Source organism: Mucilaginibacter metallidurans (genome assembly GCF_003286435.2).
Lineage (GTDB): Bacteria > Bacteroidota > Bacteroidia > Sphingobacteriales > Sphingobacteriaceae > Mucilaginibacter > Mucilaginibacter gossypii.
Genome location: NZ_CP043449.1, coordinates 1,818,962 through 1,844,389, shown reverse-complemented (window position 1 = coordinate 1,844,389; position 25,428 = coordinate 1,818,962). Strand labels below are relative to the sequence as shown.

General features: G+C 37.9%; 18 protein-coding genes and 1 pseudogene. 15 read left to right on the top strand and 4 right to left on the bottom strand.

The window, feature by feature from the left end:
* From DIU38_RS08045 to DIU38_RS32960, 4 genes are all read right to left on the bottom strand, one after another.
* Complete coding sequence (locus DIU38_RS08045) at positions 1-1,110, bottom strand: discoidin domain-containing protein (protein ID WP_090527426.1); 1,110 nt, start codon at positions 1,108-1,110, stop codon at positions 1-3.
* An 11-nt stretch (positions 1,111-1,121) separates the two neighbouring features.
* Positions 1,122-2,630, bottom strand: a complete 1,509-nt coding sequence (locus DIU38_RS08040) for a RagB/SusD family nutrient uptake outer membrane protein (protein WP_112652993.1) — start codon at positions 2,628-2,630, stop codon at positions 1,122-1,124.
* 34 nt (positions 2,631-2,664) lie between these two features.
* Positions 2,665-5,673, bottom strand: coding sequence for a SusC/RagA family TonB-linked outer membrane protein (locus tag DIU38_RS08035; RefSeq protein ID WP_243770786.1), 3,009 nt, complete (start codon positions 5,671-5,673; stop codon positions 2,665-2,667).
* 1,234 nt (positions 5,674-6,907) lie between these two features.
* Positions 6,908-7,081, bottom strand: a complete 174-nt coding sequence (locus DIU38_RS32960) for a Rieske (2Fe-2S) protein (protein WP_167516111.1) — start codon at positions 7,079-7,081, stop codon at positions 6,908-6,910.
* Positions 7,082-7,539: 458 nt separating this feature from the next.
* On the opposite strand from DIU38_RS32960, the gene DIU38_RS08030 reads away from it, so the two are divergent.
* The 15 genes and pseudogenes from DIU38_RS08030 (at position 7,540) to DIU38_RS07960 (ending at position 25,397) form a co-directional block, all read left to right on the top strand.
* Positions 7,540-9,213, top strand: a complete 1,674-nt coding sequence (locus DIU38_RS08030) for a capsule assembly Wzi family protein (protein ID WP_112652953.1) — start codon at positions 7,540-7,542, stop codon at positions 9,211-9,213.
* 161 nt (positions 9,214-9,374) lie between these two features.
* The gene (locus DIU38_RS08025; RefSeq protein ID WP_112652954.1) at positions 9,375-11,858 is read left to right on the top strand and encodes an SLBB domain-containing protein; all 2,484 of its coding nucleotides are present in this window, start codon (positions 9,375-9,377) and stop codon (positions 11,856-11,858) included.
* 99 nt (positions 11,859-11,957) lie between these two features.
* On the top strand, positions 11,958-13,022 hold the full coding sequence (locus DIU38_RS08020; protein WP_112652955.1) for a GumC domain-containing protein: 1,065 nt from the start codon (positions 11,958-11,960) through the stop codon (positions 13,020-13,022).
* A 104-nt stretch (positions 13,023-13,126) separates the two neighbouring features.
* Positions 13,127-14,428: a flippase gene (locus DIU38_RS08015; RefSeq protein ID WP_112652956.1), complete on the top strand. Its 1,302-nt coding sequence runs from the start codon at positions 13,127-13,129 to the stop codon at positions 14,426-14,428.
* A 107-nt stretch (positions 14,429-14,535) separates the two neighbouring features.
* Positions 14,536-15,462 (top strand): nucleotide-diphospho-sugar transferase, encoded by a 927-nt coding sequence (locus DIU38_RS08010; RefSeq protein ID WP_112652957.1) that lies wholly within the window; start codon positions 14,536-14,538, stop codon positions 15,460-15,462.
* 493 nt (positions 15,463-15,955) lie between these two features.
* Positions 15,956-16,075, top strand: a pseudogene (locus DIU38_RS34820) (acyltransferase); the annotation flags it as partial.
* A gap of 31 nt (positions 16,076-16,106) precedes the next feature.
* Positions 16,107-16,733 carry an acyltransferase gene (locus DIU38_RS34635; protein WP_112652959.1) on the top strand — a complete coding sequence of 209 codons (627 nt, stop codon included), beginning with the start codon at positions 16,107-16,109 and terminating at the stop codon, positions 16,731-16,733.
* A 1-nt stretch (position 16,734) separates the two neighbouring features.
* On the top strand, positions 16,735-17,658 hold the full coding sequence (locus tag DIU38_RS07995) for an NAD-dependent epimerase/dehydratase family protein (protein WP_167516110.1): 924 nt from the start codon (positions 16,735-16,737) through the stop codon (positions 17,656-17,658).
* Positions 17,651-18,835 (top strand): glycosyltransferase, encoded by a 1,185-nt coding sequence (locus tag DIU38_RS07990; protein WP_112652961.1) that lies wholly within the window; start codon positions 17,651-17,653, stop codon positions 18,833-18,835. Before DIU38_RS07995 ends, DIU38_RS07990 begins: the two co-directional genes overlap by 8 nt.
* Positions 18,836-18,845: 10 nt before the next feature.
* Complete coding sequence (locus DIU38_RS07985; protein ID WP_112652962.1) at positions 18,846-19,556, top strand: glycosyltransferase; 711 nt, start codon at positions 18,846-18,848, stop codon at positions 19,554-19,556.
* A gap of 272 nt (positions 19,557-19,828) precedes the next feature.
* A complete protein-coding gene (locus DIU38_RS07980) occupies positions 19,829-20,371 on the top strand; it encodes a hypothetical protein (protein ID WP_149354057.1) in 543 nt (180 codons plus the stop codon).
* Between the two features lie 497 nt (positions 20,372-20,868).
* Positions 20,869-21,663: a hypothetical protein gene (locus DIU38_RS07975; RefSeq protein WP_146750402.1), complete on the top strand. Its 795-nt coding sequence runs from the start codon at positions 20,869-20,871 to the stop codon at positions 21,661-21,663.
* Positions 21,664-21,672: 9 nt separating this feature from the next.
* Complete coding sequence (locus tag DIU38_RS07970) at positions 21,673-22,827, top strand: glycosyltransferase (RefSeq protein WP_112652965.1); 1,155 nt, start codon at positions 21,673-21,675, stop codon at positions 22,825-22,827.
* A 6-nt stretch (positions 22,828-22,833) separates the two neighbouring features.
* A complete protein-coding gene (locus DIU38_RS07965) occupies positions 22,834-23,748 on the top strand; it encodes a glycosyltransferase (protein ID WP_243770787.1) in 915 nt (304 codons plus the stop codon).
* Between the two features lie 305 nt (positions 23,749-24,053).
* Positions 24,054-25,397, top strand: a complete 1,344-nt coding sequence (locus DIU38_RS07960) for a sugar transferase (protein WP_112652966.1) — start codon at positions 24,054-24,056, stop codon at positions 25,395-25,397.
* Positions 25,398-25,428: the final 31 nt, after the last annotated feature.

Below are 25,428 nucleotides of genomic sequence, written 5' to 3'. Positions count from 1 at the left end.
TTATTTTACTTTATTGATGGTCCATTCGGCCAGTTGGAAAAGGCCCCCGTCACGCAGCTCGGAAATATCCACCCGGTAGAATTTATAAGCGGTGGTGTTAGGGCACCTGAAAACTTTGGTCTGGTATCGTTCTTCGAAGAAGAAGTTACTCCGGCGATCTAACTCCGTCCAGGTTTTGCCGTCATTTGAGCCTTCATAAGTCCAGGCCCTGGGGTCTCGTTCAGGTGCATCATTAGCAGATGTGAGCGTATACACCCCTGATACGGCAGGCTCATTTAGCTCAAACTGCATCCATAACCGTCCCTGAAGTTCGGCCAGGAACTTGGTATGATCGTCGCCGTCAATTACTTTTTTAGAGCCTTCGCCATTATCCGGACCGCCATTGTTATCTCTCAAAACGGTAAGCTTGCCACCTATCAGGGTCATCAGGTTCGGCGGTGGCGGAACAAAGGTTAATCGGGATACAAATTCATCAAAACCGAAAATATGATCGGGACTTACCACATGAACAATACCATTTTTGGTGCTGATATTATTGGAGCCGGTAGTAGTGGTTGACCAGTTTCTGATAAACTTGCTGCGTTTGGTATTGCTAAACTCAATAAGATCCGGGCCGCCACCGGTAAGGCCGGAAGCTGATATTTTGGAAACCTTGCCATGCATAGGATATCCGAAACGTACGCTGAAAAGATCAAGCCCGTCCTGCAGCAGCAGGGAATCAGTTGTACGTTTACCCCTGATAATATAATATGAAACCATGGTGTCCAACTGTACGCCATCAATTTTTGCCAAAAACAGCGGATCTTTGTCGCTTTGCCTTCTTAATGTATTCAGGTTATTAATTGCAAGCTGAAAACTTGGATTAGTAACCGCAAAAAGGGTAACATTGCTGTCCATGAGCGTTTGCTGCAGTCCCATCCTGTTGACTACCGCCAGTAATGAATCATATACACCGGGCTTGCTTTTTAAATACTCATAAGTATTACCCGCAAATTTTGAGTTGGTGCCTGTAGCGTCATGGTAGCCGCCATCCTTTTTGCAGGCAGTTTGCAACAGGGCTGCAATCAACACCGGCGTTAAGGCACTCATATATTTTTTTAACTTTTTCATATATGGTCAGTTTATTTCCAGAATGGGTTTTGGGTTAACAGATTGTTTTGAGCGATGAGCTTACGCGAAACAGGCCAGTATATCCCCTGCGAATTGATGAGTTTCATGAATGCCGGGTTGTTTTGCTTGATTTTATTATAGCGTACAAGGTCATACCAGCGATGTCCCTCTCCCATCAATTCGCGATGGCGCTCCTTAAATATCAAATCAATAATGTCCTGGTCGCTGTCTATCGTAAGATCTCCCATCCCCCGGCGGGTCATGATATTAAAAACTTCATTTTCAGCCCCGTTCACATCCCCTAAAACGGCCAGAGCCTCGGCCCGGAGTAATACGATATCCTCTATCCTTGTAAAGATCAAAGCACTGGTGAAGTATCGGAAGTTAGGATCAGAAACGCCCCCCAGTATCACTTTTATTTTACTAAAAATAGGGTACTTGCCATTGATATTGGTGAAGTACCTTTCGGTACGGGGCTGACCAAGCGTATCTATACTAAAGCGCTCATCCTTGGGCATGTCAAATATTTTCAGGATAGTATCTTTAGGCATGTAGATATCCGGCACTTTTTTATTCACCACGGGTTCGGCCAGGGTTAACTCTTCCAGGTGGCCTGTTACCGATCCGTCAATATGGCCCCAGTCAGAGTTAAAACCAAACATCTGGCTGGTGTTTTTATTGAAAAAGAACCCGTTTGATTTGGTCAGATCTTCGGTGCTTTGAAAATTGATGCCGCTTTTACCATAATTATCTTCAACAAACTTGGTATAGGTAGCTACATCGGTATAGTTACCTTGCCAGGCAGCCAAATGAGCCAGGACCGCATAGGCTGAGTTCTTTGTAGCTAATGCCCCGCCCCAGCGGGTTGCATCTTCATTATAATAATTGCCGGGCTGCTGCACGTCATTATTACTGTATACAAATGGCAGATCGGCTGCGGCCTTAAGCATTTCCTGCTGCGCCCATACTAATATTTTGCTGCCGCTTTCGCGGGGCTGATTTTCAAACTTGCCATCGTGGGATGAGGTAATGAATGGTACATCTCCCCAAATCCTTACCATATAGAAATAGGTAAAGGCCCTTAAAAAACGTACCTGGGCAACATCAACTATCAAATAGTTTTCTGTATAGCGCTTATCGGCGGCTTTTACATCGCCAATACGTTCAAGGAAAATATTCGCAGCATTAATTATGGCGTAAAATCTCGTCCAGTCGCTCAAGGCGTCAACAGTTGGGTATGAGGCGTTGAGCTGATTACTTGCAATTGCTTTCAGGTCCTGCCGGTTCGGGCTAATAAATTCGCCTGTACGTACATCGCCATAAAGCCAGTGACCATCGTTGTCAGATAAGGCTGCACGGGTAAGTGCATACACTCCTAATAAGCCTGCACGTGCATCTTCAAGCTTATTCCACATGTTTTTTTCGCCCACAACCCTTGTTGAATCAATATCCAGGGTTTTATTACAGCTTGTTATTGCCGCAGTAAACAGGATCAGGACGATACATAATGTCTTTTTCATTTTTACAACATGATTTTTGTGATCGTTTTTCATATCATAATTCCATTTTTACACCCAGGGTATATGTTCGTGGTATAGGCAGGCCGTAACCGGTATCATAGCCATCATAATTCACCAATTCAGGGTCCTGACCGGTATAAGGGGTTATGGTGAACACATTATTTGCGGTGGCATATACATAAAACCTGGTTAGCTTAATTTTCTTTAAGCGCATTGCTTTGGTTAGGTCATACCCAATGGAAACGGTTCTTAATTTCAGGAATGAAGCATTTTCAAGAAAAAGGTCCTGATCAACGCGATATGGGATAACAGTACTCCATGGGTTATACAGTGGGTATTTGCTATAGTCTCCGCGTTTTTCCCAAAATGTGATCTCTTTAACAGAGTTTACATCGCTGTTACCTTCCCGGTTAATAAAATCAAACCGGTTGGCCATTTCCTGGTGTATCAGGTCGCGCCCCAGGTTGAAATAGAGATTGACATTTAAATTCCAGTTGCCATATCTGAAATTATTATCATATCCACCTGAAATTTTTGGTAAAGCATGTCCCTTTAATACTTTATCGTTATTATCGATTACGTTGTCGCCATTGATATCACGCCATCTGGGATCACCGGCATGCAGAGCGATGCCATTGTACTTAAGTGGCTGCCCATTTACAACGGGTACTTCACTTTCCGCTTTATAAATGCCATCATTTACCAGTAACCAATACTGATCAACCGGGCTCCCTACCTTTAAAAGCCTGTTATCAATAATGATCTGATTTAAGCCCCTTGGCAATGCTTTGAGCTTATTGATGTTATGATTTAGATTCAAAGAAGATGTCCATCCAAATTTTGTGTTCCGGATGATATTGGCAGATACAGATACATCTATACCGGTATTGTTTACAGCCATACCGCTCTCAATCGACTGCCTATACCCATACTCCGCGAAAGCGGGAATACCTATCAGCAAATTCTTTTCCTGTTTCAGGTACCAATCAACCGAAAGGTGCAAACGGTTATTAAGGAAACCGGCATCTGTGCCTATATTAAGCTGATTAGAATATGACCATGGTATGCCATAACCGATCCAACCGGTAGAGTAAGGCCTGGTAAGCACACCAAAAGCGTTATAGCCAGGCACGGTTAAGTTACCTGTATACCCTACCGATGCTGTATACTGAGGCCCCTGCGCATAGTTGTCAAAGGCATTAAGACGGCCGATCCTCCCTGCGCTTGCACGCAAAATAAGGTCGTTTATAATAGTGCTATTGTCTAATAACTCCTTCTTAATGTTCCAGGCTGCAGATAATACCGGCGAATAGAACCACCTGCTGGTAGGCTGAGCATTTGACGATCCATCAGCACGTACCGTTGCGGACAGGAAGTATTTTTCTTTGAATGAATAATCCGTTTTTGCATAAAACGAAACCAGGTTATGCTTGATCTTATCCAGAAAACGATAGGTCAATTCGCGGGGGAAGGCTGTTGAATTGAGATAGTCAGTGTTATCAGACCCGTCCGGGTTTTTCGGGTTCGAATCCAGGAGATTTATCTTAATATAGTCATTCACTCCTTTGTATGCATAGGCGTTGCTATACTTATAAATGTCCCATTGCGTTGATTGCCCCAGTTCAAAATGAAAATCGTTCACTTTATTTACCGTCAGATCATAGGTTGCCCTGTTATCAGCCATTATCCTTTGGCTAAAGCCAAAATAATTGGAAGCATAGCTGTTGCCCTGCAAAAGCGTGCGCGCATAAAACACATCGCGGTAGCCTTCATTATAATCTAAATTGAAGGTGGTTACGAATTTAAATTTTCCGAGATCGATACCTATTTTGGCATAGCCGTCAACAATATTTGTTTTGTTGTTATCGAAGCCTTTTTTGTACTGCGCCAGGTAGTCGGCATAAAATTCTTTGTTTGGTGGTAGCGGGGCGCTGAGATCTGGAAAATAGTTGATCTGGGCAAATCTGTCGCGTAGATATCTGTTTCGTTGCCGCTCAATCCGGTTGGCATTTACCATAGCCGAAAAAAGAAGCCATTTAATAGGTTTCATATTAATATTGAACATGGCGCTATATCGGTTTAGCACTGTTCCATCAGCAACACCATTATTCTTCAGATCCCCCAATGAGAAACGGAAGTTAGCACGATCCGTGCCCCCGGAAATTCCAAAATTAATACCATAAACTGCAGCATTACGATAGTAAAGATCGCTCCAGTCTGATTTCCCGCTATAAACATTGTTTAATGAATCGCTCAGGTAGATGGGATAGTTCTCATCATCAGAGTATCTGCCATTGGTTGTATAAAGGTCGTAAAAACGCTGTCTGAAAGCATTTTCATACTTACCGTTTATAGTGGTTACATGCGGCCGCTGTGCCAAACCTATATACGAATCAAAAGTGATGCTTTTGGCAGCGATAGGAGTTTTAGAGGTTAATACAATAACTCCATTAACAGCGCGGGGCCCATAAACCGCCGTGGCCGACAGATCTTTTAACACTTCAACCGAGGCTATATTATTCATATCAATACCAGCAAATGGGTTGGTGGCTGTTCCCATCCTGTTATAGTTATATAGCTGTATATCATATGCAAACGGGTGTTCTGTTACAAGCGGAATACCATCCAGTACAACCAGTGGCTGCGATTGGTAAACATCCCTTGGAGAAAGAAGCGGCATGGGCGCCCCTCTCATAAACATATTTTGAACGGTACCGGGTTCGCCCGAAGGTTCCTGTATATACAGCCCTGCAAATTGCCCTTTTAACAATTGCTGCAGGGAAACAGCCGGGAATTTGGATAGATCATAAGGCTTTTTGGTAACACTATCTGCCAGCTTATTATAAATGGTATGCTTTATAATAATATTCATGCTGTCTTTTAATAATGAATCTTTTGCCGTTGTATCCCGACGGACGTAAGGCTTACTATAAAAAGGACGTTTTACTTTGCTTTTTCTGCCCTCATTCCCCTTAGCTAAGCCTGTAAGTGCATTTGTGGCAATTGCTGCGAAAACCACAAAGCACAGCCATAAGTATCGCATAATGAATGGATCTTTTAGATTGTAAAATAATTTTTGATTTAACGGGCCATGTGCTTTTATGCCTGCAAACGAGTTATGCAGATGACATGCACCTTTAGATTAAGTAGAATGTAATTCTTTTTCCATAGCGCTGATTTACAAGCGAAAAGAACAGAAATCAAAAATAACCGGCAGGAATATTTTTGACAGCGGCGCATAGCTATACACCCCCGGTTTGCCATCAAAAATGACCATACCCAAGCGTTCTTTTCACTTTTAGTGATTAGGTTAATTAATAAAATTCTTGATACCTAAAATCTCAGCAAGAGATTTTTTCGAAGGATCAACCCTGTCAGATGATGGGCTTCTGAAAGATGTGGTACAGGTAAATAATGTTTTTCATGTCAGTGATATTGGTTAATTTAATGATTACATAAATCTCAAAACAAGCAGTTCAGGTAGCTTAAACGATTAAGTAATAAAGTATTTTTCACAATTGGTTTTAACAAATATAATTAAGAAAAACGTTTTACCAAGTAATATCAAAAAAATAATAAACTTTTATTATTTCAAATAGTAACAATCGATCCCTATTGAAAAAATGATAAAAAAAGTAACAAAAATTTTAAGTTTTTTTATAGAATATCAATAATGCAGCCGGTAAAATCCTGATAAAATGTTAAAAAATCATGTTTCAACCAATTAAAATCAGCCATAAAATGTAAGAATTACATTTTTAGTTAGGTACTGCTACCCACACTTCATATTCTTGCCCCGGCAATCGGTCTTTTCCTTTCTTTATTTCCATGTTGCTTGTTCACTTTCTGCGAGTTAAGTCCATCAGGATATAAGCTGCACACCGCTTCCCGGCGTCGCCATCATTCACCTTTGGAAATATTAAACGTAGGGAGATTAGGCCGGACAGACGGACATCCACCGGTAAACCAATCAAGATTTCTGCATAGCCAGCATGAGTGTGTTGGTTTTATTAAGACGTGCCTGATTTTGGGCTTCGCGGAAATTACTCATAACTTAATTATAATGTTTGTAAAGGCTAATGGCCTTATGATCTGAATTGACGATTCGTATCCGGATTGTCGTTATCAGGCTTGAAATCTTTGACATATACTTCTTCCCCTTTAATCACTACGGCTAAGCGGGTTAACGACCGGGCGGAGGGCCGGCAAGTGCTTCGCCGGTAAAAGTGTTGAACAAGCCATTATGACAAGGGCATTCAATTTTTCCACTGCAGGGTTTATAAAAAACCGCGCAGGATAATGGGTGCATTTTCGTAAGCCCTGACCTCATCATTCTCCATGCGAATAAGGATATAAGGAATAGTGCTGCCATTGATCACAAACGAGCGGGCCTCTCCTACCGGAAGTTCGTGTTTCTTACAAACAAAGTGTTTCACCCACGGTCGTACCATGGGTGTTGATTATGGGTGATTGTTTTTGCAGGAATGTTAAGAGAGTTCATCCGTTTTTTGTATTCAGAAAAGAGCCTTTAAATATTTCAAAAACTTAAGTATAAAGGCATTGCTTTATTCTAACCTCAAAAGCAACAGAAAGGGAGAACAATCAATAATAGTTAAAATCTGTTTTAGAAAAAGCGGCTAAGATTGTCCGGAGTTTTTTATTTAAAGGTCATTGTAATGTTTTGGCATAATTAACCGTATTAGTAATCAAATTGTATTTTTTTTATTAAACCCAAAAAAAGGTTTTGAAATTTCAAAAAAAAGCCGATAATTGCCACCGAAATATCAGAAAACTCGAGCTATTGATTAAAGATTCGCATCTGGATACGATGCACCGGTCAATATTAACAGAAAGATATTTTAATATTACCATTTGGTTAATTTATTAGTTTCCTAAACCTTTCTTTTTGATGAGCATCCGTATAACTATCCGATCCTTATATATTTTAATTTTACTATCCTTCACTGCTGCATTAAAAGGCTATAGTCAAACCATACCAGTTGGAAGCTATGCTGAGGAGCTATTACGCAGGGAGCAGGTTGCAGGAAATACAGGCAATACGTTATCGCTTGTTATCAGGCCTTTAGCTTCAACGGTTGCTGATCCTGCGCTTCAGCCATTGATTTCGAGCCGTGAGTATTTAAAATTCAATTTCATGGGCATGCCATCGGGTTTACGCATCCTTCCGTTTAACTGGTTAAATGAATACAACGTGAACCGTCCCTTTGGCTACAACAATTCCTCATTGTATCCCAATGCAGGCTATCAAAGCATGCTTAGTGGCGGCTTTTGGTTGAAAGCCGGAATTCTCAACGTACAGATAAAACCTGAGCTGGTTTACGCGCAAAATAAAAACTTTTCAACTTTTGCAGATGTACAGGCCCGAAACAATTCGCCGGCACTCATGGGTGCTTATTTTGGCCAAATCAATGGTATTGATGCGCCCGAACGATTTGGTACATCTTCTTTAAAACATCTTTATCCCGGGCAATCAAAAATCACTTTGACCTATAAAAGCATTGAAGCGGGCGTATCTACAGAAAACTTGTGGTGGGGACCAGGAATAAGAAATTCAATCATGATGAGCAATTCGGCCCCTGGCTTTTTCCATTGGACCTTCAATTCAACCAAACCGGTTAAAACACTGGTTGGCTCATTTGAGTGGCAGATCATAGGAGGCAACCTAAAACAATCGGGCTTTGCACCAGACGACGTAAGCAAACTTATATACGGCAGCAATTTATATAGCCCCAAACCTAAAGTTACAAGGTATATTTCGGCCTACAGTGTCAATTGGCAGCCTAAATGGCTAAAGGGCTTATACCTTGGCGCTTCTGCTTATGACTATCTTGACAAAGACTCTCTTTATCATAGTAAAAACATTATCCGTAAAGTAATTCCGGTTATTACCGGTTCTTCACTAAAGGCGAATGACATCAACAACGGACAAAACGGCGACCAACAGGATTTTGCGTACGCGCTCAACATCAGGCAGCTGCTACCTTTATACAAAGCTGAAATTTACTTTGAATGGGCTCGTAATGACCGCACCGGAAGCATTTCTGACTTTTTACAGGAACCCGAGCATTCATCAGCATATACCTTTGGCGGACGCAAACTGTTTGAACTTAGCCGGGGCGGCTTTATACAAATTAAATCGGAAATAACACAGTTGCAAAGAGCGCCAACCTATTTGCTGCGTGACGAACCTTCATGGTATATCCATTCGCTAAGCCCGAGAGACGGTTATACCAATTATGGCAGATACATAGGTGCTGGAATTGGGCCGGGTGGAAACAGCTTTATTTTTGATATAAGTTACCTCAAAAATTACAACTCATACGGCCTTATGCTGGAAAGGCAGTTACATAACAATGATCTGTATTACCAGGCTTTTGCCGGCACGGGTACTTTTAACCTGCACTGGGTAGACCTTGCAGGTACGTTTTATGCTAATCATAAATTTAAAAACTACCTGCTCTCGGCCGAAGCTACCCCTGTTTACACGTTGAATTATGAATACAGAAATGGCTCGAGTTTCAATTTACATGCCAGGATTAACTTTACTTATTTTTTTAATTAATGAACAATTTTAGCCCATATTTTTAGTTTATCGATCAACATACCATTTATACTACAAATTAAAAAAATTACTTTAACCCCTAAAATGGGAAATTGGTTTACTTTTGCAGAAAATATTATCATTTATTGGAGTGTTATTTTATACTCTGATGACTTTCACATATGAACAGACTTCGCTTTCTTATATTTTTAATTGCTGTACTCAGTTTCGGAGCAGTTACTAATATTACCGCCCAAACTAACTTACAAAACATTTCCTCAATTAATGTCGACGATATTTCAGATCAGCAACTGATTCAGCTGTTACAGCAAGCTCAAAAATCAGGATTAACCGACGCTGAGTTACTACAGCAAGCCCAAAATCGGGGAATGTCAGCCGCGCAGGTTCAAAAGTTAGAACTTCGTATAAAAAAATTAAGGACCAAAAACAATGAATCATCCAATACCAAACCCGATTCGACACTTACACAGCAAGGCAGGCAACTTAATTATAAACCAGATACTACTGATACCCTTTACACCAATAAAGATTTATTTGAAAGCTTAAAGCCCAAAATTTTTGGCGCCGATATTTTTAAAAATAAAAACAGTTCATTTGAACCCAATCTTAAACTGGCTACCCCTCTAAATTATATTGTTGGGCCTAATGACCAGCTTAACATAAATGTTTACGGCAGCTCTTTGGTAAACTGGAAACTGGAAGTATCGCCCGAAGGAAATATAAACATTCCGGGGGTTGGAATTTTAAATGTTGGCAGTAAAACTATTGAACAAGCCACAGCTTTGATAAAAAGCAGGCTTGCAGCGAATAATTATGCGGTTGGCCGCGGTACAAGCGTACAGGTTACCCTTGGAAATATCCGTAGTATCCAGGTAATTATTATAGGGCAGGTAGCTAAACCGGGCACTTATACCCTACCCTCGCTCGCTACCGTTTTTAATGCATTATATATGGCAGGCGGCCCAAATGATAATGGTAGCTTGAGGCAGATAGAGGTTATCAGGAATAACCACATTATCAGGTACCTGGATGTTTATGATTTTTTGTTAAAAGGCGATCAGAAAAACAACATTACCCTGCAGGATCAGGACATTGTACGCGTACCAACGTACCGGACCAGGGTGCAGCTTATTGGTGAGATTAAAATACCTGCCTTGTTTGAAGTTTTACCGGGAGAAAGCCTGGATAACATCATAACTTATGCCGGTGGTTTTACCGATAGCGCATATACAGCGAGGATTAAAGTATCGCAGGTAAGTGATCAGCAGCGCAAAATAACGGATGTATTGGAAGCCGATTATAAAAACTACATTCCGTTAAGGGGCGATAAGTATACTATTGAACCCATTATATACAGGTTTGAAAACAGGGTAGTAATAAAAGGAGCGGTTTTCCGGCCTGGCGATTATGAACTGCAAAGTGGGCTAACACTGCTGCAATTAATTGATAAAGCCGCGGGATTAAAAGAAGACGCTTTTACCGAACGCGGTACGATTACCCGTTTAAAGCCAGATAATAGTACCGAAATAATAGGATTTAATGTTAAGGACGTTATCAACAAATCAGTAAATATCCCCTTGCAGCGTGAAGATATTGTTAACATCTCATCCATATTTGATTTAAGGGATAAATACACCGTTACTATTAACGGTAATGTAAGGAAACCAGGGAAGTTTGCTTTTTCAGAAAACATGAAAGTAGAAGACCTGATTTTAAAAGCCGGCGGTTTTGCTGAAGGCGCCAGTACAAACCGTATTGAAGTGGCCCGGAGAGTAACCGATGCCGATCCTTCATCTAAAAACAGTTCAGTATCGCAGGTTTTTAGCGTTAATATTGACGGTAAACTAAAACCGGCAGACGCTAACTTTGTGCTTACCCCCTTTGATATTGTTTCGGTATATAGCCTGCCCGGATATGAAAAGCAAAAAACAGTAAAGGTTGAGGGCGAAGTTTTATACCCTGGCTCCTACACCATCAAAAGTAAAAACGAAAAAATATCCGACCTGATTGCCAGGGCTGGCGGGCTTACCGCCTCGGCCGATGCAGCGGGCGGTTCGCTAAAACGCGATAATTTTGCAATACTGGGTATCGATAAAAACAAAGCAGATACTGCATCAGTAAATGCTGAACGCTCGGCCCGGATCAACAGGTTAAAACAATCATACAAAGATTCGACGAAAACCACCACCGATACCGTACAACAAAGAAACAATTATGTTGGTATTGAGTTGGATAAAATTTTAAAGTCTCCCGGATCAAAAACAGATTTGCTTTTGGAAAATGGCGATGTTATCAGGGTGCCAAAGCAACAACAGATTGTTCGTGTTAACGGCCAGGTACTTTACCCAAGCGCCGTGGTATTTGACAAATCAAAATCATTTAATGATTTTGTTTCAAATGCAGGCGGCTACGGGCCGGATGCACTGAGGCGCGGTGCCTATGTGGTTTACCCTAACGGAACGGTAAAAGGCACACGGAAGTTTCTTTTCTTTAATAACCATCCTTCTGTGAAACCGGGTAGCGAAATATATGTTCCTAAAAAATCGGAAAGTAAGGGCAATACTGCCCAAACAATTTTAGGATTTACTACCGGACTGGCTTCTTTGGGAGCAATTATTCTGGGGATATTAAGTTTGAACAAATAGAATTTAAGATCATTTTAAAGACATCATTATCCATAAAAATCGTCATATCGATTTATAAATCATTTTAATTGATATAAAATAGTTAAGTAATCAGAATAGATGGATAAAATAGCAGAGCCCAGCGAAGTTTCTCTTAAAGAAATTGTAACCAAAGTCAAAAAGGGGTTAACATATCTGATATCTCGGTGGAAACCAATTGTTGCGTTTGGAATAGTTGGGGCCGCCTTAGGACTTACATACGCGATAATAAAAAAACCTACTTACAAAGCGGTATGCACATTTGTGTTGGAGGACGGAAGTAAATCGGGTGGATTAGGGCAATACGCCGGGTTGGCATCCCTTGCCGGAATTGATTTGGGCAGTTCTGGAGGTGGGGGAATCTTTAAGGGAGATAATATCATTGAGTTATACAAATCACGATTGATGTTAGAAAAAACATTATTGAGTGAAGTCACCATAGCCGGGAAAAAGCAATTATTAATTGACCGGTATATTGAGTTTAATCAACTGAGAAAAGTATGGAAGCAAAAGGATCATATTGATACTATTTCATTCAGGGGCGCTACGGATAAGTTCACGAGATCTCAGGATAGTATAATTTCGACTATAGTAGAGGTTTTTAATAAGAAACTATTAACCGTAGATAAGCTTGATAAAAAATTAAGCATCATAGTTGTTCAGGTAGAAAGTGAAGATGAACTATTTGCGCAATCATTTAATTTAAAGCTTGTAGAAACGGTAAACAACTTCTATTCCGTAACCAAAACCAAAAAGAGCGATCAGAATGTAACTGTATTGCAACGGCAAGCGGACAGTGTAAAAGCTGTTTTGAATAATTCGATTAATGGGGTTGCATCTGCTATTGACGCAAATCCTAACGCAAATCCCCAGCTTTTGATATTAAAAGCCCCTTCTCAACGAAAACAGGTAGATGTACAGGCAAGTACAGCAATATATGCCGAAATAGTTAAGAATTTAGAGCTTTCAAAAATATCATTGAGGCAAGATGTTCCATTAATACAAATAATTGATGAACCGGTTTTGCCATTACTGAAGACCAAAGTTGGTAAGCTTAAGGGAATTATATTGGGAGGTCTGCTGGGTGCTTTTTTAAGCTCAACTTTTTTATTGACCCGTAAGATTTTCGATAAGATTTTATCATGAAATCTTACTGAAAATCTTCAATCAAAATCAAATTATTATTTCGCACGTGTACAATTTAAAGTTCTTTTTAACGGGGGACATCACATTTATAGCCAAACGTATTAATGAACTTTCGTAATATCTTTAAAATTTTAAAGTTAGAAAAATATACATCCAGCTTAATTTTTAAAAACATAGGTTGGCTCTTTTTCGATAAGTTTTGCAGGTTAGGCATAGGGCTTTTTGTTGGCGTATGGGTAGCAAAATATTTAGGCCCTGATAATTTCGGAAAATGGAATTATTCCATCGCAATAGTTGCTATTTTAAGTGCGCTGTCCACACTGGGACTTGACCAGGTGCTCGTAAAAAGCCTGATTGAACATGAAAACGACGAGGATTATTTAATGGGGACTGCCTTTTTTTTAAGGTTTTTTGGAGCCATCCTTGCTGTTATATTTGCTTGCATATACATATATTTTCAAAGCGGCACGGCGCTGCTATTGATTACTTTTATTACAGCCCTAAACTTAGTATTTCAATGTTTTGATGTTATCGATTTAAAATTACAATCAGTTTTAAAATCAAAAGTAAGCGTCATTATCAAGAATTCGGCATTTATTGCAGCGTCTGTTTTAAAACTATTAGTCATTCACAACAAAGGGGGATTATTGTTGTTTGTGATAATATCATTAATTGAAATTATGCTTGGAGCACTTGGATTAGCATTTAACTATGGCTTACCAAGAGTGATGAAGTGGCGTTTTAATATGATCTACGCCAAAAAACTTTTATTAGAATGTTGGCCATTGCTATTATCAGGGATAATCATATTGCTTTATATGCGTATTGACCAGGTAATGATTGGCAGTATGCTTAGCACTACAGATGTAGGCTTATACTCAGTTTCTGTAAAATTTAGCGAGTTATGGTACTTTATCCCTACTGTTTTTGCAAACTCGTTCTTCCCAAAACTAATTAAACTAAAAATAGATGTTGTGCAATACAAAAGGCTTTGTTCAAAACTATTAAAATTGCTTTTTTTAATCAGCTTTTTCATATCAGCAGCATTATCATTATGTGCCGGTAAACTGATAAGTACTTTATACGGTGCCTCTTATATAGCTTCTGCATTTGCATTACAAATAAGCATATGGACCTCTATTTTTGTTTTTTGGGGTGTTGGCGCAGCAAATATGTTATTGATAGAAGATTTAAATAAACACAATCTTTATAAATCTATTCAGGGGTTAGTGCTAAACGTAATCCTGAATTTGTTGCTAATACCACGTTTGGGAATCAATGGTGCTGCAATTGCAACTCTAATATCCCAATTTTACGCATCTTATTTATACTATTTATTTCCAAAATCAACCCGGCATATATTTGTTTTACAATCTAAATCGATATTGTTTTTCTTAAACTCATAATTTTAATATGATTATAGGGGCGCTTACGCATTAGATTTACATTTTAGGTTATGCTGTTAATTGTCAATTAACAGCATGATTTATAAAAATAGGTATACAGAAATATCATGGCTTTTAAAACACCAATACTTTTATTAATATTCACAAGATTAGATACTACAATTAAAGTATTTGAGCGTATTAAGGAAAAAAAACCTAAATACTTATTTATTGCGTCTGATGGCCCCAGAGCAGACAAACCTGAAGATGTCGTCAAAATTAATGTGGTTCAAGAATATATTTTAAGTAGAATAGATTGGGACTGCGAAATAAAAACATTGTTCAGGGAGCAAAATTTAGGATGCGGCCTAGCTGTATCCGGAGCTATAACCTGGTTTTTTGAACAGGTTGAGGAAGGAATAATTTTAGAAGACGATTGTTTACCGCACCCGGATTTCTTTTCTTTTTGTGAAGAAACATTAACGCGTTACAAAGCCGACAAACGTATTTGGGAAATTAGCGGCACAAATCTGCAAGGTGGTGTGAAAAGAGGCGATGGGTCATATTATTTTTCAAATTACGGAGGAATATGGGGCTGGGCCACCTGGGCGAGGGCCTGGAAACACTATGATTTTGATTTAAAGAATAATGACACATTTATAAAAGATAAGCATATACAAAGGGTTTTTCAGGACAAAAAGCAACAGCGTTTTTGGATGAACACTTTGAAAAATGCGAAAGATATCGACACATGGGATTATCAATGGCTCATGACTATCTGGACTAACAATGGTCTGAGCATTATTCCTAATGTAAACCTGATTGAAAACATAGGGTTCAGCGCCGCTGGGACTCATACGAAGGACGAACCCAAATGGTACAGGGCCCTAACCAAAGGGAACGGTAAACTTGGCGAAATGTCACATCCTGATACAATTACAGTAAATACCGAAGCAGATAACTTCTTTTATTATAATTGTTTTAAGGTTCCCGTTTTTAATGCCTTGGTTTCAAGGGTAAAATCAGGCATTAAAAGAAAACTCTTCAAAGCATAAATTTATGGGGAGAATCAAATCAATAATTATTTCATTTTTAAGGCTTACTAAAGTGCATCGGTTAATTAATGCGGCCAATGAAGCCGATGAACTTGATGCTTGCCAAAAAAGCGTAACAAATACCGGAGGTTTTTTTCTTAACGGCGCTCATGTGTATAATCTTTCAAATGATAAAACCAATATAAGTATAGGATTAGAAACTTATATAAATGGCGAGTTGAAGACATTGATTTATGGGGGCAAAATATCCATAGGTAAACACTCCTATGTGGGGCTAAACTCAAAAATATGGTCTGGTGAAATGATTACTATCGGTGACCATGTGTTGATTTCTCACAACGTTCATATTGTTGATACAAACTCACATGAAGTACAACATGATGAACGTGCTGAGTCATTTATGAAAACAGTTAAAAATGGCGGCAATTATTTAGTTAAAGGTTCTGTTCAGACGGCTCCTATAATTATTGAAGATCATGTTTGGATAAATTTCAATGTTATTATATTGAAAGGTGTAACCATTGGTACAGGGGCAATTATAGCAGCAGGCAGTGTGGTAACAAAAGATGTAGCTCCATTTACCTTAGTTGGAGGTAACCCCGCCAAGTTTATAAAATCATTAGATAACGTTAAGTCATAACATAATGTTAGCAGAGTTAATCAAAAGTTTAAAGAAATATAAGCATAAATTATATTTAAGATCGATAGACACTTTTATTGAAAAAGGCAATTCGCATTTACTGGAAAATTTCAGAATCATTTTGAACCAACCCAGGCATAATAAAATATATACAAAGGTAGGGAATGATACAGTGCTTGATTGCACAATCATTTTTGAGTCAGAAACCGGCGAAGTAAGTATTGGGGATAGGTCATTTATTGGCGCAAGTACCATTATTTGCAAATCAAAAATCGAATTTGGCGACGAAGTATTTGTTGCATGGGGCTCATATTTTTATGATCACGATTCACATTCCGTTGATTACCGGGAACGTGAAAACGACATAAAGACACAATTAGAGGATTACAGAGCGGGACGCAACTTTATTGAAAATAAAAACTGGACGGTTGTGAATACAAAACCAATAAAAATTTGTTCAAACGCCTGGATCGGTATGAATTGCACCATTCTGAAAGGGGTAACTATAGGTGAAGGTGCAATTGTAGGTGCAGGAAGTGTAGTTACAAAAGATGTTACTCCGTGGACAATTGTTGGCGGAAATCCGGCTAAAGTCATTAAAGAAATCCCCACTGATTTACGAAAATCTTAAAATGAAAAAAGTTTTAATAACGGGCGCATACGGTTTCCTGGGCCGAAATACAGCAAAAGCTTTTAAAGACAACGGCTACCATGTAAGTGGGATAGGTCATGGTAAATGGCATAAATACGAATACAATAAATGGGGTGTTGACGATTGGTTTGAATCCACTATCACGTTTGAAGCCTTAATGAATATCAACCAGGCTTTTGATGTCATAGTTCACTGCGGTGGCAGTGGATCTGTGGCGTTTTCTTATCAAAACCCATTCGAGGATTTTCAAAAGAGTGTTCAGAGCACCTTAGCCTTGTTGGAATATATAAGATTAAAAGGTAAGCCATGTCATTTTATTTACCCTTCAAGCCCTGCTGTTCAGGGAGATGTTGGAGATAAAATGATCAGTGAAGGTGATCCCTCCGACCCTGTTTCGCCTTATGGCTTTCATAAAAAAGCAGCTGAAGAGTTATGCTTTTCTTATAGCAAAAACTTTGGATTAAAAATTTCTATAATCCGCTACTTTTCTATTTACGGTGTGGGCTTACAAAAACAATTACTATGGGACGCCTGCATGAAAATAAAAAACTCAACCGGAGATGTTACATTTTTTGGCACCGGGGAGGAAACACGTGATTGGATACATGTTAATGATGCTGCATCATTGATATTGTCAATAGCAGCTAATGAGACAAAGCAAATCAATATAATAAACGGAGGCGCCGGTATGAGAACCACAGTAGCTGATACGATTGCCTTGTTAGTAAAGGCTTATAATAAACAGACCACTGTTAGGTTTAATCAAGAAGTTAAAATTGGAGACCCGCGATTTTACCATGCCGATATTTCAAAAGCTAAAGAGTTGGGATGGCGCCCGGAAGTAAGTGTAAACAATGGGATTGGGGAGTACGTAAATTATTTTAAAGAGTTACATAATGATTAGGGTTGCATTTTTGATAAATTTTTCGAAAGAGTATAAAGGCGGCATCAATTATATTAAGAACTTATTATACACAAATTCGGTAACAAAGTTCCCCGACCTGGAATTTTATGTTATTGTGCCTTCAAATATTGAGCAGGAATATGTGGATATGTTTTCGCCATATGCAAAGGTAGTTTACACTGATATATTTAAAAGCTATACCATTCCCTGGTTTTTGAACAAAGCATTCAACCGGACTTTTAAATATCAGCTGCCTTTATATTTGCTTTTCAAGAAACATAAAATCAATATTGTTTCGCACTCCTTTTTTTGGGGTAAGTACAAATCGCTAAAGCTCATCAATTGGATCCCCGATTTCCAGCGCCTGCATTTTCCGGAGCTTTGGACACAGAAACAATTGAATAACATTACGAACATTGACCAGAATATTGTTAACTATAGTGATATTGTTATTTTAAGTAGCTACGATGCATTGAATGACTATAAAAAGTTTGCCCCCTCAAAAATAGATAAAGCCAGGGTATTGCAGTTTGTATCACAACCAGGAGAAATTACCGGGATTGATGAATTATATCTCGAAATAAAAAAGAAGTACAATTTGTCAGATGGATTCTTTTACCTGCCTAATCAATTTTGGTCGCACAAAAACCATATAGTTGTCCTCAAGGCAATTAATTTACTTGTGAAAGAGGGATTAAACCCGGTAGTAGTTACAACCGGCGTAATGCATGATTTTAGAGGTAACAACAGAAATATTGAGCTAATTAAAGAATTCATTGCAGAAAACAGCCTTGAAAAAAATGTATTGCTTTTAGGTTTAATTCCGTACAACGAGGTTTTGGTGTTAATGCGTAAATGTAAAGCAGTAATTAACCCGTCATTTTTTGAAGGTTGGAGTTCAACAGTTGAGGAAGCAAAGAGCATCGGCAAAACAGTTGTTATTTCAGATATTCCTGTCCATCGTGAACAAAAACCACCCAAAGCATTTTATTTTCCACCCACTGATGAAAATCTGCTTTCCGGAATTTTGAAAAATATTTTAAATGACAAAACCCTGGACTCAACCGATGTGCCCCCACAATTGAAGGAGGCGCTCAAAAGTGATTTGCTAAAACGGACAATAGCTTTCTCTGAAAACTATTACAAAATTGTTAAGGATTTGATAGATAAAAATTAAAAGATTGGTAATGCCAAACAAGCCGTTGATATCTGTTATTACAGTAACCTATAATGCCGCTGCTTCAATTGAAGAAACGATAAAATCAGTTATCGAAAAACTGGGATCAGGAAATGAATTCATAATCATAGACGGAGGTTCTGTAGATCGCACAATTGAAATTATAAAAAAGTACAAAGAGCATATTAATTACTGGATTAGCGAGCCTGATAAAGGGATATATGATGCAATGAATAAAGCTATTAAAGTGGCAACGGGAGCCTATTTATACTTTATTAATGCGGGCGATTTGCTCCTCGGCTTACCTACTGATATTTTAACTAGTTACGAAGCTTCCGCGGCAAAACTTCTCGCTTTTCCGGTTTTGGATTCAAATCATAAACTAAGGTTGCCTGCTATCAATTCAAGCATAAAAATAAAAAACCTTTTACCGCATCAAGGTTGCTTTTATAAACGCGATTTAAATATTCAGTATAGCTTAAAATTCAAAGTTTTCTCTGACTTCGACCTTAACCAAAAGCTTTACAGTCAAAAATATCCGATTAAAGTATTTAATGAGCCCGTGGTAGCTACACATGAACTTACCGGAATTTCCCATGATAAACGTTACGGAAAAGAGATTTTCAAAGTGGTAGAAGGAAACTTCGGCCCTATTTACAAGTGCCTGTCCTTTGCTTATTTTAAAATGGATGGTTTGTACAACCGTATTAAAAATTTATAAGTGATGATTAATATATTGGTTGTAATTTATAATAAAAGCTTTTCTGAATCAAGGACATTGGTTGAAACTGAGGCGATTGCAAAAACCGGGCTCCTTAAAACTTTCAAACTACTGATATGGGATAATAGTCCTGTTAAAATAAACGAAATTGAGTTAGAGCAACTGAAAAGACATTTACATGATGTATCGGTAATTCATACCCCGAGAACCTCCCCCTATCCCAAATTTATAACAGGGTAATAGATAATCACATAAACCTTGATGATTATTTAATGTTATTGGATCATGACACTTTTGTAACTGAGAAATATTTCACTGAAATTATTGATAAGATTAATGGTGAAGATTTGCCAAATTTATTACTCCCTAAAATTTTGGTAAATGGTAAGATTGAAAGTCCGGCTCTTCAGTATGTTTTATTTGCCAAAAGATGGAAAGAGGATCTACCCGGCTGCTATGATACCAGGCATGTTACAGCAATTAACAGTGGTATGGTAATTTCTGCAAGATTCTTTTACAGTGGTTTTAGGTATGATGAGCGTTTACTTTTTTACGGAACCGATACCTATATGATGTATAAATATAGCGGAGATAATAAAAAGTTTTACTTACTCAATACAAGTTTAAAACATGATCTAAACTTATTGAGTAATCCATCTGTTACACAAAAAGCAAAGGTTTTTAGAGCTATTAAGCAGGCAAATTTAATTGTATATTCATCAAGCAGGTGGTATTCTGTTTTAACACGTATTAATAACTTGATTATAGCAGTAAAATACGCGGTTAAGTATAGGAGTTTAATCTTTTTTAAATGATAGAGTCGTTTGCTGATTTAGGTATAATCTGTTTGCAAACTTTTTTCATTTTTGCAATATCCTTTCTTATATACAGAAAGTATATCATATCTCTGTTTGATCCTTTATTTTTCTTTCTGATAACTCAGGCTTTTTCCGTTGAAATGGCTTTGCTTCAAATTACCTACACACCTTATCTTATCAATTTCTTACTATGTGTGGTTTGTTTGAATATTGGCTTTCTCTTAAACAGGCCCAGAGTTAAGGAAATTGACGATAGCAATTTTGTTTACTCCGATGATCTGTTAAAATTTGTAAATTACTTCAATCTATTTGCATTTATAATTATTGTAGCGGCTAACCTGATTTTGATTTCTCAAAAGGGCCTCGCCTTATTGAGCGATGATCCAAGTTTAGCAAAGTTTTCGAATTTTGATGAAGGCGGCGGATTTGGCGCCGTCAGAAGAATTAACTGGGGCCTACTAAACTTGGTGTTTGTGAGTTTACTTTTTACGTACATGCGCACAAACAGAAAAAGGAACCTCATCATGTTGTTCGTATTGTTCCTCATTTCAATGACATCCGGAGCCAAAGGGGTAGTTTTAACTTTTGTTTCGTTGATCAGTTTATTAGGAGTATTTAAGAAAACACAGGTAATGTCGTCTTTTAAAAAGATAAACAGGGCAAAGGTTCCGCTCCTGGTAGTGGGATTTATTTCTGCCATATTTATCTTAATTAAAGGAAGTGGGTATAATGCTTCCGTACAGGACGGATTAATTAAGCTGGGGATTAGGTTTCTATATTTCGGCGATGCCATAATCTATTACTATGAGCCTTCAACCGTTGCCCATTTTCAAAGCTATAACTTTATCGACTTTTTGAGCTATCATTTTAATTCTGTCTTAGGGTTTTTAAGAATAGTAGATTATAAACTTCCTTTAGGAAATGATCTGTTGCTGTATTACATTAAGAGCTCAGACGATACCGGCTTATCAATCGGGCCCAACACCCCCTATTATATAAGCGGGCATATTTTTTTCGGAGCCTTTGGTGCCTTAATTTATTCTTTTATTACGGGCATAATAGTCGGTTTTGTTCGAAGAAAGTTTTTTTCAATGGATAAAATGAACCTCAATTTTCTGGCTGCAATTGGTATCATATTTTTAACGCTTTTAATCACTTCGTTTCCGCAAGATGCACAGCTCATGATTTCTATGCTGTTTGATACCGTGGTTTTTGCCAGTTTGCCAATTATCCTATCCGTAATGTTTTGTTATTCTTCCTTTAATCAAAAAACAAAAACCGCCGAATAATATCCATATATGTTTAAAGTAGTCATTTCGGGAGTAAATCTTGTTGAGGGAGGTATATTGAGTATACTTCAGGATTCATTAAAATCAATATCAAAAATTAAAAGGCAACATGAGCTTGAGATCACTGTTTTGCTACATGATTTAAAGCTGCTTGACGAAGGGATAGATAAAAACTGTTTTACTTTTATTGAATACCCCGAAGTCAAATCCTCATGGCTTAAGCGTGTAAAATTTGAATATATTGAAAGTAAAGAATTATCAAACCAACTGAAACCTGACCTTTGGATCTCGTTGCATGACATTACACCTAATGTTAATTGCGAATTTCAGGTTGTTTATTGTCACAATCCTTCTGTTTTTTATAAACTGGATGTTAAGCGTTTTTTTTATGACATTAAGTTTTCATTGTTCTGCATCTTTTACCGGTATCTGTATCAGATAAACATTAAAAAAAATGCATATGTGATAGTTCAGCAAAATTGGATTAGGAAGGCTTTCCGTACCATGTATGGCGTTAATACCATAGTAGCCTATCCTATTCAAACAAAGCATATACCTGAACCAATGGTTTTAAATGATGAATTATTGGGTATTGATATGAATAAAAAGATCTTCTTTTTTCCGTCAATACCAAGGATATTTAAAAACTTTGAAGTTGTATGCAAAGCCGCCGAGCTTCTTGAAAAAAAGACTGCGACTTTTGAATTAGTTATCACATTAAATGGCACGGAGAATAAATACGCCAGTCATATTTTTGAAAAATATGGCCACGTAAAAAGTATAAAATTTATAGGCGTGCAGAAACGGGCCATTATTAACGAGCTATATGCAAAAACAGATTGCTTATTATTTCCGTCTAAATTGGAAACATGGGGATTGCCTCTTTCCGAGTTCCGGTCATTCAATAAGCTCATAATGGTATCCGACTTGCCATATGCCCATGAAAATATGGGCAATTATGAAAAAGTAAAATTCTTCGATCCCAATAATGCCGAAGAATTGGCAGAATATATGTTTTTATTTATGAAGAGCGAACTTATTTTTGATAAGCAATCAGTAATGGTTCCGGATCAGCCATTTTTTAATAATTGGGATAGCCTTTTATCTTTCCTGATAGGTAAAGCAAAAGACAAAGTTTCAGCACAAATGGGGCTAAAATCGTAAAGTAAAATGAAACTGAATATAAGTCTACTTATTCCTACTTTAAATGCCGGAGAAATATGGCCACAGGTTTTGCAAAGTGTAAACGATCAGAATATCGAACTCGCAGATAAAATTATTGTGGATTCTGGTTCAACAGATAACACGGTAGCTGTTGGCCAGCAATTTGGATTCAAAGTAATAAACATAAACAAATCCGAATTTAATCACGGAGGTACAAGGCAATTACTGGTTAACGCGGTGCCCAACGCGGACATTTGCATTTTTATAACCCAAGATGCAATTTTAGCTTCGCCTCAAAGCCTTACTAATATAGTTAACGTGTTTAACGATCCGGAAATAGGCATGGCATATGGCAGGCAACTGCCTCATAAAAATGCCCAAATATTGGAAAGCCACGCCCGTTTATACAATTACCCGGACGAGTCACATGTTCGGGCGCCTGATGATATAGTAAAAATGGGGTTCAAGGTATTTTTTTGTTCCAATTCATTTTCGGCCTACAGGCGTGATGCGCTACTGGCAATTGGTGGCTTCTCCTCAGATTCAATTATGGGCGAAGACGCAATTGTTGCGGCTAAAATGTTGATCGCCGGATATAAAAAGGCGTATGTTGCAGATGCAACAGCACACCATTCCCACACCTATACATTGCTGCAGGAATTCAGACGGTATTTTGATACGAGGGTATTCCACGAACAAAACAAATGGCTAATAGATGATTTTGGTAAACCAACCGGAGAGGGTATTAAGTTTATGAAAGCCGAATTAAGCTATGTTGTGAAACACAAGAAAAGCAGGATATTTAAATCGGTCTTTTCCCTGGGTGCAAAATGGTTAGGCTATAAAACCGGGAAATTTTATAAAAAACTTCCAACTCCGGTTTTAAAGAAATTGTCAATGCATTCATATTATTGGAAATAACAGATCAATTATTAATGGCTTGTGGCTTCGTTTCTCTAAGACTTGCCACTTGCGGTATTTAGAAATTGTTATTTAATTATAAAGAAATCAATTAATACACCCGTATCGTCCGCTCAATTCATTTAAAAATGAGTTGGTTATCTACATCAATTAAAAAATATAAAATAAAACAGAAAATAATTAATTCTTAACTGTAGCGTTATTAGTAGTGATCCCGTAATTAAGTTTAACAAACGTTGATTTTATTTAAAAACAATTCGTTTTAGTAAAATTATTATATTTGCAAAACTTAACCCTGATCGCAAATGCGCTATTCTAAACTACTTCAGCCGTTCACATTTTTTTGTGATTTAATATTATTAAATATTGCCCTGCAATGTGCTCATCTCTTTATATTTACATTCTACTCATCAGAAATACAATCAACTGATTTTTTATTATTAGTTAACCTAACCTGGATTACAATAGCTTCAGTAACTAAAAGCTATACTATAAAAAGGCCCCTTATATTAAGTGACAATTTAAGCAAATTCATGTCCTCTATCGTATACCACCTGGTAATGGTTCTGGGGATAGTATATTTCTTTAAGCTTTATGAGATAAGCAGAATGGTGATGTTTTGCACATATCTTTTGTTTTTTATCTTCATAGTTATTCAGCGCTCTCTAATCTTTTTTATACTCGATTATATTCGTAAAAAAGGTTATAACATTAAACATGTTATCGTAATTGGTAATGCTGATATCGTTAACCGGGTAAAAAAATCATTTTCAAGGCATCCGGAGTACGGGTATAATTTTATTACCACCATACCCGAAGAAATGATTGAAAGCCTGCCCCATGAAGTACTATTTGATAAAATCCTTGAGGCCAGGCCTGATGAAGCATTTATATGCTACAAGTTTATGGATCAGCTTTTATTGAATAAACTGGTTGACCTGGGCGACCAGCATTCCATTAAAATTAAACTGGTTTCAGATCTTGTACTCGATAACAGCTATGCCAGTATCGTAAATTATGAAAATCTTCCTGTAATACAGCTCTCCTCTTCTATTGAGCTTAGTCTGAAGATTATTTTTTTTAAGCGCTGTTTCGATATTCTTTTTTCCCTTTTTGTAATGATCCCGGGGCTTCCTGTGTTTATTGCGTTAGCTATAATAACTAAATTAACTTCAAGGGGCCCGGTTTTTTATCGTCAGGAAAGAATTGGCAGAAATCATAAACCCTTCAGAATGTATAAGTTCAGAAGCATGTATGTAAATTCAGAGCAAGCTGTGCCGATGCTGTCAAAAGATAAAGATCCCCGAATTACGAAATGGGGTGTATTTTTACGTAAATCCAGGCTGGATGAATTACCACAGTTTTGGAATGTTTTAAAGGGCGACATGTCTATCGTTGGTCCCAGACCAGAGCGGCAGTATTTTATTGAACAACTCATAGAAGAATCACCTAACTACAAAAAGTTATTTAAACTCAAGCCGGGTCTCACCTCTATAGGACAAGTAAATTACGGCTATGCCGAAAATGTTCAGGAAATGCGTCACCGGGTGCGTTACGATCTTATATATTTAAAAAACATCAACTTTAATAACGACTTGAGCATAATTTTCCAAACCATAAAAGTGATGGTTCAACTCAAGGGAAAGTAAACGTTATTCCCAAACTCGGTATAACGATCTC

What these genes read in the sequence shown, in the direction of transcription:
- DIU38_RS08025 (WP_112652954.1), top strand. Translation starts at nt 9,375, where the DNA reads ATGAACAGACTTCGCTTTCTTATATTTTTAATTGCTGTACTCAGTTTC.
- DIU38_RS08035 (WP_243770786.1), bottom strand. Translation starts at nt 5,673, where the DNA reads ATGCGATACTTATGGCTGTGCTTTGTGGTTTTCGCAGCAATTGCCACA.
- DIU38_RS08015 (WP_112652956.1), top strand. Translation starts at nt 13,127, where the DNA reads ATGAACTTTCGTAATATCTTTAAAATTTTAAAGTTAGAAAAATATACA.
- DIU38_RS08040 (WP_112652993.1), bottom strand. Translation starts at nt 2,630, where the DNA reads ATGAAAAAGACATTATGTATCGTCCTGATCCTGTTTACTGCGGCAATA.
- DIU38_RS07980 (WP_149354057.1), top strand. Translation starts at nt 19,829, where the DNA reads ATGTTATTGGATCATGACACTTTTGTAACTGAGAAATATTTCACTGAA.
- DIU38_RS08010 (WP_112652957.1), top strand. Translation starts at nt 14,536, where the DNA reads ATGGCTTTTAAAACACCAATACTTTTATTAATATTCACAAGATTAGAT.
- DIU38_RS07960 (WP_112652966.1), top strand. Translation starts at nt 24,054, where the DNA reads ATGCGCTATTCTAAACTACTTCAGCCGTTCACATTTTTTTGTGATTTA.
- DIU38_RS07975 (WP_146750402.1), top strand. Translation starts at nt 20,869, where the DNA reads ATGCGCACAAACAGAAAAAGGAACCTCATCATGTTGTTCGTATTGTTC.
- DIU38_RS08020 (WP_112652955.1), top strand. Translation starts at nt 11,958, where the DNA reads ATGGATAAAATAGCAGAGCCCAGCGAAGTTTCTCTTAAAGAAATTGTA.
- DIU38_RS07970 (WP_112652965.1), top strand. Translation starts at nt 21,673, where the DNA reads ATGTTTAAAGTAGTCATTTCGGGAGTAAATCTTGTTGAGGGAGGTATA.
- DIU38_RS07995 (WP_167516110.1), top strand. Translation starts at nt 16,735, where the DNA reads ATGAAAAAAGTTTTAATAACGGGCGCATACGGTTTCCTGGGCCGAAAT.
- DIU38_RS07965 (WP_243770787.1), top strand. Translation starts at nt 22,834, where the DNA reads ATGAAACTGAATATAAGTCTACTTATTCCTACTTTAAATGCCGGAGAA.
- DIU38_RS32960 (WP_167516111.1), bottom strand. Translation starts at nt 7,081, where the DNA reads ATGGTACGACCGTGGGTGAAACACTTTGTTTGTAAGAAACACGAACTT.
- DIU38_RS34635 (WP_112652959.1), top strand. Translation starts at nt 16,107, where the DNA reads ATGTTAGCAGAGTTAATCAAAAGTTTAAAGAAATATAAGCATAAATTA.
- DIU38_RS08030 (WP_112652953.1), top strand. Translation starts at nt 7,540, where the DNA reads ATGAGCATCCGTATAACTATCCGATCCTTATATATTTTAATTTTACTA.
- DIU38_RS08045 (WP_090527426.1), bottom strand. Translation starts at nt 1,110, where the DNA reads ATGAAAAAGTTAAAAAAATATATGAGTGCCTTAACGCCGGTGTTGATT.
- DIU38_RS07990 (WP_112652961.1), top strand. Translation starts at nt 17,651, where the DNA reads ATGATTAGGGTTGCATTTTTGATAAATTTTTCGAAAGAGTATAAAGGC.
- DIU38_RS07985 (WP_112652962.1), top strand. Translation starts at nt 18,846, where the DNA reads ATGCCAAACAAGCCGTTGATATCTGTTATTACAGTAACCTATAATGCC.